The 11,556-nt window shown below is 72.7% G+C and carries 10 protein-coding genes; 6 read left to right on the plus strand and 4 right to left on the minus strand.

Translation table 11 applies throughout. The features are described from left to right. Positions 1 to 3 precede the first annotated feature (3 nt). A complete protein-coding gene (locus JJI54_RS04175) occupies positions 4 to 1,941 on the minus strand; it encodes a polysaccharide biosynthesis protein (RefSeq protein WP_203071210.1) in 1,938 nt (645 codons plus the stop codon). A 116-nt stretch (positions 1,942 to 2,057) separates the two neighbouring features. Here JJI54_RS04175 and JJI54_RS04180 point away from each other — a divergent pair, with 116 nt between their 5' ends. The 5 genes from JJI54_RS04180 to JJI54_RS04200 all read left to right on the plus strand — a co-directional run bounded on the left by JJI54_RS04180 (position 2,058) and on the right by JJI54_RS04200 (position 6,905). Then, complete coding sequence (locus JJI54_RS04180; protein ID WP_203071211.1) at positions 2,058 to 2,717, plus strand: glutathione S-transferase; 660 nt, start codon at positions 2,058 to 2,060, stop codon at positions 2,715 to 2,717. Positions 2,718 to 2,802: 85 nt separating this feature from the next. Continuing rightward, positions 2,803 to 3,687 carry a VOC family protein gene (locus tag JJI54_RS04185; RefSeq protein ID WP_203071212.1) on the plus strand — a complete coding sequence of 295 codons (885 nt, stop codon included), beginning with the start codon at positions 2,803 to 2,805 and terminating at the stop codon, positions 3,685 to 3,687. Beyond that, entirely contained in the window at positions 3,684 to 4,433 is a 750-nt protein-coding gene (locus JJI54_RS04190; protein WP_203071213.1) for an FkbM family methyltransferase, read from the plus strand. Before JJI54_RS04185 ends, JJI54_RS04190 begins: the two co-directional genes overlap by 4 nt. Positions 4,434 to 4,444: 11 nt before the next feature. Then, positions 4,445 to 5,755 (plus strand): carbohydrate porin, encoded by a 1,311-nt coding sequence (locus JJI54_RS04195; protein WP_203071214.1) that lies wholly within the window; start codon positions 4,445 to 4,447, stop codon positions 5,753 to 5,755. 97 nt (positions 5,756 to 5,852) lie between these two features. Further along, the gene (locus tag JJI54_RS04200) at positions 5,853 to 6,905 is read left to right on the plus strand and encodes a glycosyltransferase family 4 protein (protein WP_203071215.1); all 1,053 of its coding nucleotides are present in this window, start codon (positions 5,853 to 5,855) and stop codon (positions 6,903 to 6,905) included. Positions 6,906 to 6,908: 3 nt separating this feature from the next. Here JJI54_RS04200 and JJI54_RS04205 read toward each other — a convergent pair whose 3' ends face one another. Next, positions 6,909 to 7,808, minus strand: a complete 900-nt coding sequence (locus JJI54_RS04205; RefSeq protein WP_203071216.1) for a LysR substrate-binding domain-containing protein — start codon at positions 7,806 to 7,808, stop codon at positions 6,909 to 6,911. A gap of 92 nt (positions 7,809 to 7,900) precedes the next feature. Between JJI54_RS04205 and JJI54_RS04210 the strand changes: the two genes are divergently transcribed. Next, positions 7,901 to 8,770 carry an aldo/keto reductase family oxidoreductase gene (locus JJI54_RS04210; protein WP_203071217.1) on the plus strand — a complete coding sequence of 290 codons (870 nt, stop codon included), beginning with the start codon at positions 7,901 to 7,903 and terminating at the stop codon, positions 8,768 to 8,770. 5 nt (positions 8,771 to 8,775) lie between these two features. Here JJI54_RS04210 and JJI54_RS04215 read toward each other — a convergent pair whose 3' ends face one another. Continuing rightward, positions 8,776 to 9,375 carry a YjbF family lipoprotein gene (locus tag JJI54_RS04215; RefSeq protein WP_203071219.1) on the minus strand — a complete coding sequence of 200 codons (600 nt, stop codon included), beginning with the start codon at positions 9,373 to 9,375 and terminating at the stop codon, positions 8,776 to 8,778. Next, a complete protein-coding gene (locus JJI54_RS04220; RefSeq protein ID WP_203071221.1) occupies positions 9,375 to 11,399 on the minus strand; it encodes a TRAP transporter permease in 2,025 nt (674 codons plus the stop codon). Before JJI54_RS04220 ends, JJI54_RS04215 begins: the two co-directional genes overlap by 1 nt. Positions 11,400 to 11,556: the final 157 nt, after the last annotated feature.

An 11,556-nucleotide genomic window follows, 5' to 3' on the forward strand; every position in this document is an offset into this window, starting at 1 on the left:
GCGTCAGGGCGCCTTGCCGTTGGTCTCGTGCTCGAATTCCGGAACCAGGGCGCCGAGGCGGGCGAGGGCCGCCTTGCGGTCCCCGGCGGCGGCGAGGGCGGCGACGGCATCGATGGCGCGGCCCATCTCCGCCGCATCCGTGGTGCGCGGCGTGGCCACCAGCAGGCCCGGGAAGTTGGTGGGGCTGGGGGGTTCCTGGCCGTGGAACAGCTCCTCGAACAGCTTCTCCCCGGGGCGAAGGCCGGTGAAGCGGATCTCGACATCGTCATCGGGACGCAGCCCCGCCAGGCGGATCATGCGGCGGGCGAGGTCCACGATCTTCACGGGATCGCCCATGTCGAGGACGAAGATCCCGCCCTCCCGCAGTTCCGGCGGCTGGTCCTGCCGGTCCGTGGCGCCGACGACGCTGGCCTGGAGGACGAGGCCCACGGCCTCCCGCACCGTCATGAAGTAGCGGCGCATGTCGGGGTGGGTGACGGTCAGCGGCCCGCCGCGCTCCAGCTGCCGGCGGAACAGCGGCACGACGGAGCCGGTGGAGCCGAGGACGTTGCCGAAGCGGACGGTGACCAGGCGCATGCCGGTGCCGGATTGCCGGGCGCCGCGGTCCAGCGCCTGGCAGTACATCTCCGCCAGCCGCTTGGAGGCGCCCATGACGCTGGTCGGGTTCACCGCCTTGTCGGTGGAGATGAAGACCATCAGCGAACAGCCGGCCTCCCGCGCCGCATCGGCGACGATGCGGGTGCCGAGCGCGTTGGTCAGCAGGCCCTCCAGCGGGTCGTTCTCCACCATCGGCACATGCTTGAGGGCGGCGGCGTGGAAGACGAGCTCCGGCCTGATCTCCGCCATGAGGCGCGCCATGCGGGCGCTGTCGCGGACATCGGCCAGCACCGCGCGGCGGGGCACGCCGGGGTGGCGTTCGCGAAGCTCCAGGTCGATCTCGTAGAGGACGTATTCGCCGTGGTCGAGCAGCGTGAGGCTGGCCGGGCCGAGGGCGGCGACCTGGCGGGCGAGCTCGCCGCCGATGGTGCCGCCGGCGCCGGTGACCAGCACGCGGCGGCCCTGCACCAGGCGGGCCATGCCTTCGCGGTCCAGCGGCACCTGTGGGCGGTCGAGCAGGTCCTCGATCTCGACCGCGCGGAGCGTGACGCGGGGCTCGGCTTCCGCGCGTTCGCCGGGGCGGCGGCTGGCGGGGCCTAGCGCCGTGGGAAGGGGGGCGCGCTTCACGGGCAGGCCGTGGCGGTCCGCGGCGTCGAGCAGCCGTTGCAGTTCCAGGCCCTGCAGCTGGGGGGTGGCGAGGATGATCTGGGCGGGAAGGCGCCCTTCCTCCCGCAGCTGGTCGAGGATGGCGGCCGCATCCTCCGCCGTGCCGAGGATGGGCAGGCCATGGATGCGGCGGCCCAATTGCCTTGACCGCAGCGAGAGGATGCCGGTGACGCGGTAGGCGGGGCTGCGTTCCTGGCCGATGGCGCGGATGAAGAGGTCCGCCCCATCGCCGGCGCCCACCAGCAGGACGGGGGCGGCGGGCGTGTCGGAAAGCGGGCCGCCGCGGCCGGCGTGCCGCAGGCGCGCGGCGATGCGGGGCGCGGCCAGCAGGGCGGCGAGGACCAGGGCGTGGATGGCGGGGAAGCCTGGGTTGGGCGGCACCCAGGCGCCGGCCCCGTGCAGGCCGATGGCGGTGATCAGCGCCGCGGCCCCGGCGGCGCCGGTGGTGGAAAGCGCCTCCGGCAGGGAGGCGAAGCGCCAGTATTGCTGCGGCAGGCGCAGCGGCACGCCGACCGCCAGCAGCGCCGCGATGGTGCCGGGAATGGCGGCCGCCCACCACAGGGCGGGCGGCCAGGCGCCGGGCGCGGCCAGCCAGACCGCGGCGGGCAGGGCGAGTGCCGCCACCAGCGAATCCAGGGCGAGGTTGAGGAGGATGCGGTCCCGAGCCGAAGCAGCCATGGGCGGTTGCTACTCCCGCGCGGGCGCGGTCGCTAGTGGCGGCCGGTTCCGCCCCCCTCGGGACAGCCGGCGCTGGCCGTGCCATGAATCGAGAAACGGATCAGGGGAACGCGGCCATGGCCGAGGGCAGGCTGGTGATCGGGACGAAGCGCTACTCCTCCTGGAGCCTGCGCGGCTGGCTGATGGTGCAGCTGGCGCAGCTCGACGTGGAGGAGGTGGTGGTGCCGCTGGCGGGCGGCGGGGGCACCCAGGCCATCAAGGCGATCTCCCCCAACGGGATGGTCCCCTACCTCGAACATCGCGGCGCGCGGATGTGGGAGAGCATCGCGATCGCGGAATACTGTTCCGAGTTCAAGGCCGACCTCTGGCCGCGCAAGCGGGCGGCCCGCGCCCATGCGCGCAGCATCGCGGCGGAGATGCATGCGGGTTTCCGGGCGTTGCGCATGGCGATGCCGATGAATCTCGGCCGGGAATTCCCGGGCCATGGCCGCAATCCGGAGAGCCTGGCGGACATCGCCCGCATCCAGGCGATCTGGGCGGAGGCGATCGGCGAGTATGGCGGGCCTTTCCTGACCGGCATCGACTTCACGCTGGCCGATGCGATGTATGCCCCCGTGGTGGCGCGCTTCCTGACCTGGCAGCCGGAGTTGAACGGCACCTCCCGCGCCTATGTCGCGGCCGTGCGCGCGCATCCGCTGGTCGATCGCTGGTACCGCGAAGCCGCGGCCGAGCCGGCGGAGTGGCTGCTCGACAAGTACGAGAACCCCGCCCTGTGAGGATGGTCCCCTTCACGACGGTCCAGGCCCGTCTCGGGCCTGGTGGATGGGGTCCGGGGAAGGCAAAGCCTTCCCCGATGCTCCCATGAGTTCCGCCACGGTCCTCGACCATCTCGGCCTCTGTGCCCGCGACCCCGCGCCCTTGTGGGCCGCGTGGGAGCGGATGGGCTTCGTCCTTTCCCCCTTCGCGCAGCAATCCGGCCGGCGGACGCCGGATGGCCCGGTGGAGCCCTTCGGTTCGGCCAATCGCTGCGCCTTCCTGAAGCATGGCTATGTCGAGCTGCTCGGCATCCATGACGCGTCGCTGTTCTCCAACGGGCTGGACGGCTTCCTGGCGCGCTACGCCGGCGCGCATATCTGTGCCTTCGGGATGGAGGATGCGGAGGGGAATCTGGCGCGGCTGCGGGCGGGGGGGATGGCGATCCCGGGGATTGCCTGGCTGCAGCGCCCGGTCGAGGCCGGCGGGCCGATCGCCCGTTTCGCCCGGCTGCCCTTTCCCGATGCGCCGGAGGGGCGGATCCAGCTGGTGCAGCACATGACGCCGGAGCTGGTCTGGGACCCGCGCTGGATGGGCCACACCAATGGCGCGGAGGCGCTGGAGGCGGCGATCCTGGCCGCCGCCGACCCGGCGGAGACGGTGGCGCGGCTGTCGCGCCTCACGGGGCTGCCGGCGGAGCCCGATCCGGTGGCGGGCTTTCGCGTGAGGCTGCCGGGCGCGGCCGGCGCGGCGGGGCCGTTCTCCCCGGCCATGGAGACGGTGGTGCGCATCCTGCCGGCGGCGGCGCTGGGGCGGGTGCTGCCGGGGGTGGCGGCGCCCGCCCTGCCCTTCATGGCGGGGATGGTGATCCGGACGGGCGACCAGGGAAGGGCCGCGCGCGCCGTGCTGGCGGGGCTGCCGCTGCGGGACGTGCCGGGTGGGATCATGGTGCCGCCGGAGGCAGCGGGCGGCGCCGCGGTGGTGTTCCGGTGACCTCCGTCGCGGCGATCCGCGCCTCCATCCGCACCTATCTGCGCGAGCCCGGGCGGGCGGCGGCGCTGGACGGGTTCCAGGCGCGGTTCCTGGGGCCGGGGGAGCTTGGCTTCGATGTGGGTGCCCATGTGGGCGATCGCGCGGCCAGCTTCCGGCGGCTCGGCGCGCGCGCGGTGGCGGTGGAGCCGCAGCCGCTGCTGGCGCGCTTCCTGCGCCGCGCCTTCCGGGGGGATGCCGGCTTCACCCTGGTGGAATCGCTGGTGGGCGAGGCGGTGGGCGAGGCCGTGCTGCGGGTGAACTCCGCCAACCCCACGGTCGCCACCGCCAGCGCCGATTTCGTGGCCGCCGCCGATGGCGCGGCGGGGTGGGAGGGCCAGGTCTGGGACCGGGAACTCCGCCTGCCCGTGACGACGCTGGATGCGCTGGCGGCCGCGCATGGCATCCCCGACTTCGTGAAGATCGATGTCGAGGGGTATGAGGCGGTGGCGCTGGCGGGGCTGACGCGCGCGCCGCGCAGCCTCTCCTTCGAATTCACCACCATCCAGCGCGGCGTGGCGGCTGCCTGCCTCGATCGGCTCTCGGCCCTCGGTTTCCGCCACTTCAATGCCTGCCTGGGGGAGGGCATGCGCTTCGCCCACCCGGCGCCGATCGGGGCGGCGGCGATGGCCGCCTGGATCGAGGCGCTGCCGCATGAGGCCAATTCGGGCGATGTCTATGCCAGCCTGGAGCCCGGGCGCCTGATGTGAGGAAAGCCGCCATGCACCTGCCCCGGATCCTGTGCCTCGCGCTGATGCTGGGGGCGGCGCCGGCGCTGGCGGACCAGCCCGATTACGACGAGCGCGGCGTGCCGGAAGGGTCGATCGCGACCAGCCTGCCCGCCGGCGGCGATCCCTTCGGCCACCGGGCGGCGCTGGCGGAGCGGGGCGTGACCTTCAACCTCTGGTACCGCAACGACGTGCTGTCCAACCTCTCCGGCGGGCAGCGGCGGGGCACGGTGGACCAGGGGATGCTGGAGACCAGCCTCGCCGCCGATCTGGAGAAGCTGGCCGGGCTCACGGGGCTGCGCTTCTACGGAAACGCCTTCGTGCTGCACAACACCGGGCGGATGCGGCGCGACTATGTCGGCGGCGTCAACACCATCGCGGCGATCGAGGGCGTGCCGACCGCCAGGCTGTCCGAGTTCTGGCTGGAACAGGGCCTGGCCGGCGGCACGGTGCGGCTGCGGGCGGGGCAGCTGGCGGCGGATGTGGAGTTCTTCTTCTCCGAGGCCTCCGCCCTGTTCCTGCAGAGCGACTTCCCGACCATCGCCGCGCTGAACCTGCCGAGCGGCGGCCCGGCCTATCCGCTGGCGACGCCCGGCGTGATGGTGGCCTGGGATGTGGCGGAGGACACGACCCTCAAGCTCGCGGTCTTCAACGGCGACCCGGCCGGGCGGGGGGAAGGCGACGAGCAGCAGCGCAACCGCCACGGCACGAATTTCCGGACCCGGGACCCGGCCCTGATCTTCGCGGAGGCGCAGTTCCGCGCCAACCAGGGGGAGGAAGGCCTCGCCCGCACGGCCAAGCTCGGCGGCTGGGCGCATCCCGGCGGCTTCGACGACCAGCGCGTGGCGGAGGGCGGCGACCCGCGCCGGCGTCGCGGCCAGGGCGGCGTCTATGGCGTGCTGGACCAGCAGCTCTGGCGGCCGGCGGGCGGCGATGCGGGCAGCGGCGTGACAGGCTTCCTCCGCGCGGCGGCCAGCCCGGGGGAGCGCAGCGTGATCGGCTTCCAGGCGGATGGCGGCGTGGTGGCGGCGGGGCTGGTCCCCGGGAGGCCGGAGGACCGGCTCGGCATCAGCCTGCTCTATGCGCGCTTCTCCGACGCCGTGCGGGACCAGGACCGGGAGGCGCGGCGGCTGGGCGGCACGGAGGGCGTGCGCGGCCATGAGATGAACCTGGAGGCGACCTGGCAGGCGGAGGTGGTGCCGGGCTTCAGCCTGCAGCCCATGGTGGCCCGCGTCTGGCACCCCGGCGGCGTGCCGGGGCGCAATGCGGTGGTCGCCGGCCTGCGGACCCAGCTGCGGTTCTGAGGCCGAAGCGCCGCGGTCCAGGCGCCGCGGCGCTGCCCCGGCCCCTGCACCGTCCAATCTTGCCCCGGCGCGCCCCGCCGTGCTGTAGCGGCCCCGCATGACCGTCCCCGCCTTCCTGGAACACCTGGCCTTCGCGGGCGCGCTGGCGGTGTTCTCCGCCCTCGCCGTGCGGCTGATGATCGCCTTCCCGATCCTTGACCACCCGAATGCCCGCAGCGCCCATGTGCGGCCGACCCCGCGGGGCGGCGGCATCGGCGTGGTGCTGGCCTTCATGGCGGGGATGCTGGTGCTCTACCAGGTCGCGAATTTCGCGCGGGTGGCGGACCGGCAGTTCATCGGCGTGATCCTGGCCGCGGGCGCCATCGCCGGTGTCGCGCTAGTGGATGACGTGCGGGACCTCTCCGCCCGGCTGCGGCTCGCCGCGCAATGCCTGGCGGCGCTGGTGGCGGTGGCGAGCGGCCTGGTGGTGCAGAAGCTGGCGCTGCCCTGGATCGGCGTGGTGGAGCTGGGCTTCCTCGGCACGGCGCTGACCCTGGTCTGGATCGTCGGCTGCACCAATGCCGTGAACTTCATGGATGGGCTGGACGGGCTGGTGGGCGGCACGCTGCTGCTGGCCAGCGCCGCGCTGGCGCTGCTGGCGGCGATGCAGGGGGGCTGGTTCGTCTATGCCGCGGCGCTGTTCCTGGCCGCCGGCTTCGCGGGCTTTCTTCCGTTCAACCTGCACCCGGCCCGCATCTTCATGGGGGATGTCGGCAGCCAGTTCGCGGGCTTCATGCTGGCGGTGCTGGCCGTCGCGGCATCGCGCTTCGACGGGCAGCAGGTGTCGTTCCTCATCGTGCCGCTGCTGATCTTCGGCCTGCTCTTCGATGCGGGCTTCACCCTGGCGCGCCGCGCGCTGATGCGGGAGAGGCTGGCGGAGGGGCACCGGACCCACCTGTACCAGCTGGCGCAGCGCTCCGGCGTGCCGGTCCGCACCGTGGCGGCGGTGCATTGGGGCTTCGCGGCCTTCCACGCGGCACTCGCGCTGGCCTTCCTGCAGCTGCCGCCGCCCTTGAAGCCGCTGGTGGTGGTGCCGGCAGTGGCGGGGCAGCTGGTGTGGATGGGCTTCGTGCTGCGCCGGATGAAGCGGGCCGGGCTCGGCTGGCGGTAGCGGTCACGCCGCTGTCCGGATGAAGTCGATGAAGGCGCGCAGCGGGCCGGGGACCAGGCGCCGGCCGGGATAGTACAGGAAGGGCCCCGGAAAGGGCTGCCACCAATCGGGCAGCACCGGTTCCAGCACGCCGCGGTCGACATACGGGCGCAGCCAGTCCTCGAACAGATAGACGATGCCGGTGCCGGCGATCGCGGCCTCCACCGCCAGGTCCACCGCCCCGCCGATGCTGACCAGCAGCGGTCCGCTGGGGTCCACGCGCACGACCACCCCCTCCCGCTCGAATTCCCAGGGCAGCAGGGGGCGGCCCGGGAAGCGGCCGCGCAGGCAGGCATGGGCCATCAGGTCGCGCGGATGGGTGGGATGGCCATGGCGGCGCAGATAGGCCGGCGCCGCCGCGGCGGCGAAGCGCTGGCGGCGCGGGCCGATCGGCACCGCGATCATGTCCTGCTCCAGCCGCTCATCGTAGCGGATGCCGGCATCGCAGCCAGCGCCGAGAACATCGACGAAGCTGTCCTCCGCCGTCACCTCCAGCCGGATGCCGGGATGGGCGGCAAGGAAGGGTGGCACGATCCGCGGCAGCACCAGCCGCACGGCGCTGACCGGGACATTGAGGCGCAGCGTGCCCGTCGGCGTGTCCCTCAGGCTGCCCACGGCATCGAGCGCCGCCTCCACCTCCCCCAGCGCGGGGCCGAGGCGATCGAGCAGCCGCTGGCCCGCCTCGGTCGGGCGCACGCTGCGCGTGGTCCGGTGCAACAGGCGCAGGCCGAGGCCCGCTTCCAGCCGGCGAACGGCCTCGCTGAGCCCCGAGGCGCTGGCGCCCGTGGCGCGGGCGGCATCACGGAAGCCACGCGCCCGGGCGACGGCGAGGAAGGCGTTCAGGTCACCGAGATCCACGGCCATTGTTCGAATTCCCGCACGGGCTGTGCCGACCATAGCCGATTATCGCGCAATGCCGCCGCGACCATCTTCGCCCCGTTCACAGGAGAACGACGATGGACAGCATCACGCAGCCCGGCACCTATCGGCTCGGCGACCGGCAGGTGCGCCGGATCGGCTACGGGGCGATGCAGCTGGCGGGGCCCGGCGTCTTCGGGCCGCCACGGGACCCGGAAGCGGCGCGCAGGGTGCTACGGGAAGCGGTGGCCGGCGGCGTCAACCACATCGACACCAGCGACTTCTACGGCCCGCATCTCACCAACCGGCTGATCCGCGACGCGCTGTCCCCCTATCCGGACGACCTGGTCATCGTCACCAAGGTCGGCGCACGGCGCGGGGAGGATGCATCCTGGCTGCCCGCCTTCTCCCCGGCCGAGATCGTGCAGGCCGTGCACGACAATCTCCGCAACCTCGGGCTGTCGGCCATGGAGGTGGTGAACCTGCGCTGCATGTTCGCGGTGCACGGCCCGGCGGAGGGCTCCGTCGCGCCGCAGCTGGAAGCGCTGGCGGGGCTGCAGCGGCAGGGGCTGGTACGGCACATCGGCCTGAGCAACGCGACACCGCGCCAGGTGGCGGAGGCCCGGGGCATCTGCGCCATCGCCTGCGTGCAGAACCTCTACAACCTGGCGCATCGCGACGATGACGCGCTGATCGACGAGCTGGCGCGGGACGGCATCGCCTATGTGCCCTTCTTCCCGCTGGGCGGCTTCCAGCCGCTGCAATCCGCGGCGCTGGCGTCGGTGGCGGAGGAGGTCGGGGCCACGGCGATGCAGGTGGCCCTGGCCTGGCTGCTGCGCCGGTCGCCCAACATCCTGCTGATCCCCGGCACCTCCTCCCCCGCGCATCTGCGGGAGAACCTGGACGCCGGGGCGCTGGTGTTGCCGGCGGGGGCCATGGCGCGGCTGGATGGGATCGGGCGCGGCTGAGGCCCTCAGCGCATCTCCATCGTGACCGGCGGGACCTCGTTCCCCACCCATTGCTCGCTGCGCAGCACGGCGCCGGTCTCGGGATCCGCCCAGAAGCGGTTGACGAAGCCGCCCAGGGGGCTGGTGCATTCCTCCCGCACCAGGATCTCCCCCGCGCGGCGGGAGGCGGTGAGCCGGCACTCGATCACCAGGCCGAAGCGCATGGTGGAAGGCTCCCGGCTCGCCCCCGCCAGGTCCACGGTGCGCCGCGTGCTGGCGGGCTGGTCGAGCAGGGCGGCCACATCCTCCAGCGGGTCGGGCCCCTCCTGCCGCGTCGCGGTCAGCATCTGGCCGAGGCCCGCGGTCGCGATGATGCGCGGCCCGTCCGTCGCCACCGCCACGCCGCCATCGGCGCGCCAGAGGCGGCGATTGCCGGTCTGCTGCGCCAGGGCGAAGACCAGGGATTGCCGCTGGCCGGACAGGCGAAGCCCCCCGGCGGGCAGGGCGGGTGCGGGGGCGGGCGCCTCCGCGGCGGGCATCACGCCGCGCAGCGCCTCCGCCACCGGCGTGTCGCCACAGCCGGCGAGCAGCAGCGCGAGCACCAGCCCGATGGCCCGCCGCCGCATCAGGCGGGCCGGGCGCCCGGCCCGCGCCACTGCAACAGCGTCAGCGCCGCCGCCAGGCCAAGGCCGATCCAATGGGGTACCGGCACGACCCCCGGCGCCAGCGCATCGAGCGAGGCGGGGAAGATCATCAGCACCCCGGCCACCACCAGCGCCAGCCTCTCCCACCCCGGCATGGCGCGGATCAGGAAGCCCTGGCAGGCCGCGGCCAGCGCCGCCAGCCCGGCCGTCGCCAGCACGATCTGCCAGGCGACATCGACCCAGGTCATGGAGGCGGTGAAGCGCAGCAGCAGCCCGACCCCTTCCGGATCGGTCACGAAGACGAAGGGCAGGACGAAGGCGGGCAGGGTGTATTTCCAGGCCTGGAGGGTGGTGCGGTAGGGGCCGGCCCCCGTGATCGCACTCGCCGCGAAGGGGCTGAGCGCGGTGGGGGGCGAAACCTCCGACAGCACGGCATAGTAGAAGACGAACATATGCGCGGCGTAGTCCGGGACGCCAAGCTTCATCAGCGCCGGCGCCGCAACCACCGCGCAGATGATGTAGCTGGCCGTCACCGGCACCGCGAGGCCGACGACCCAGACGATCAGCGCCGTGTAGATCGCCGTGATCACCAGGCTGCCGCCCGCCGCCTGGATGGCGATGTCGGAGAATTTCAGCCCGAGCCCCGTCAGCGTGATGACGCCCACGATGATGCCCGCGCAGGCGCAGGTGGCCGCGATGCCGACGGACTGCACCGCGCCACTGGCCAACGCATCGATCAGCTTGCGGGGCGTGATCGCCGTCTCCCGCTTGATCCAGGACAGCACGACGGCGACGAGGGTGGCGTAGAGCACGCTGAGCGTCGCCGAATAGCCGATGCCCATGAAGACGACGATCGCGACCAGCGTGGAGAAGTGGAAGCCGTATTCCCGCACCAGCTTGCCGACGGGATCGACCTTCATCGCCTCCGGCGGCGCCGCATTCGGGTCCGCCGCCCGCCGCGCCGCGATGCGCCGCTGGTCCAGCTCCACCATGAAGAGCAGGGAGGCGTAGTAGAGGCAGGTCGGCACGATCGCCATGACGATGACGTCGAGATAGCCGATCTTCAGATACTCGGAGATCAGGAAGGCCGCGGCACCCATCACGGGCGGCGACAGGATGGCGCCGAGCCCGCCGGCCGCGAGCAGCCCGCCGGCATCATCCGCGCGATAGCCGACCTGGCGCATCATCGGCCAGGCGACGGTGCCGAGCGTGACGGTGGTCGCCACCCCCGATCCCGAAGGCCCGCCGAGCAGGAAGGAGGACAGCACCACGGTGCGCCCCGCACTCGATGGCTTGCCACCCGTCAGGCTGAAGGAGAAATCGACGAAGAATTTTCCCGCGCCCGTGGCCTGGAGAATGGCCCCGTAGATCGTGAACAGCACGATCAGCGTGGCGGAGACATCGATCGCCGTGCCGAAGATCCCCTCCAGCGTGATGGTGATGTGGGGGATCAGGCGTTCCATGTCGTAGCCCTGGTGCCGCCAGGGCGGCGCCAGGTGATTGCCGAAGAAGGCATAGAGCAGGAAGGCGATCGCCACCGCCGGCATGATCCAGCCCGTGGCGCGGCGCGTCACCTCCAGCACCAACGCAATCAGCATCCAGCCGACGACCAGGTCCATCGGCTCGGGGAAGATGTAGCGATCCTGCAAATCATCGCCGCCGGCGATCAGATACCAGATGCAGTAGATCCCCGCCGCGATCAGCGCCCAGTCCCAGACCATCACCCGGTGCCGGAAACGCCGGTGCATCGGGAACAGCGCGAAACCCAGCACCATCGCGAAACCGACATGCACGTAGCGCAGCGTCGTCGTCGGCACGATGTCCCAGGCCGCCCAGAGATGGAACAGCGACATCGCGAGCGCGACACCCACCGCCGCATGCCCCAGCAAGCCAGGCAGCCGGTTCTGCGCACCCTCCTCCTGCTCGATCAGCGCCTCCACCTTCGCGGCGGTCGCGTCATCCAGGGCACCCTTCGGCACCTCGGGCGGGAGGACACTGGTGCTCATCGGCGGGACCTGCTGGGCGAGAGGGAGCGAGCATGCGAGGGGCGCTGCCCCTCGCGCACCCCGCAAAGGGGCAGCGGCCCCTTTGAACCCATCAATTCATGGGCGGCGTGGAGGAGGGGCATGGCGGGGCCGCGGGTCAGGCGGGCGTTTCCTGCCC

The sequence above is a fragment of the Falsiroseomonas ponticola genome, from assembly GCF_016805305.1.
Taxonomy (GTDB): Bacteria; Pseudomonadota; Alphaproteobacteria; order Acetobacterales; family Acetobacteraceae; genus Falsiroseomonas; species Falsiroseomonas ponticola.

Bases quoted from the DNA above. Each gene is read 5' to 3' on its own strand.
- JJI54_RS04205 (WP_203071216.1), bottom strand. From the start codon at position 7,808: ATGGCCGTGGATCTCGGTGACCTGAACGCCTTCCTCGCCGTCGCCCGG.
- JJI54_RS04195 (WP_203071214.1), top strand. From the start codon at position 4,445: ATGCACCTGCCCCGGATCCTGTGCCTCGCGCTGATGCTGGGGGCGGCG.
- JJI54_RS04210 (WP_203071217.1), top strand. From the start codon at position 7,901: ATGGACAGCATCACGCAGCCCGGCACCTATCGGCTCGGCGACCGGCAG.
- JJI54_RS04185 (WP_203071212.1), top strand. From the start codon at position 2,803: ATGAGTTCCGCCACGGTCCTCGACCATCTCGGCCTCTGTGCCCGCGAC.
- JJI54_RS04200 (WP_203071215.1), top strand. From the start codon at position 5,853: ATGACCGTCCCCGCCTTCCTGGAACACCTGGCCTTCGCGGGCGCGCTG.
- JJI54_RS04215 (WP_203071219.1), bottom strand. From the start codon at position 9,375: ATGCGGCGGCGGGCCATCGGGCTGGTGCTCGCGCTGCTGCTCGCCGGC.
- JJI54_RS04180 (WP_203071211.1), top strand. From the start codon at position 2,058: ATGGCCGAGGGCAGGCTGGTGATCGGGACGAAGCGCTACTCCTCCTGG.
- JJI54_RS04175 (WP_203071210.1), bottom strand. From the start codon at position 1,941: ATGGCTGCTTCGGCTCGGGACCGCATCCTCCTCAACCTCGCCCTGGAT.
- JJI54_RS04220 (WP_203071221.1), bottom strand. From the start codon at position 11,399: ATGAGCACCAGTGTCCTCCCGCCCGAGGTGCCGAAGGGTGCCCTGGAT.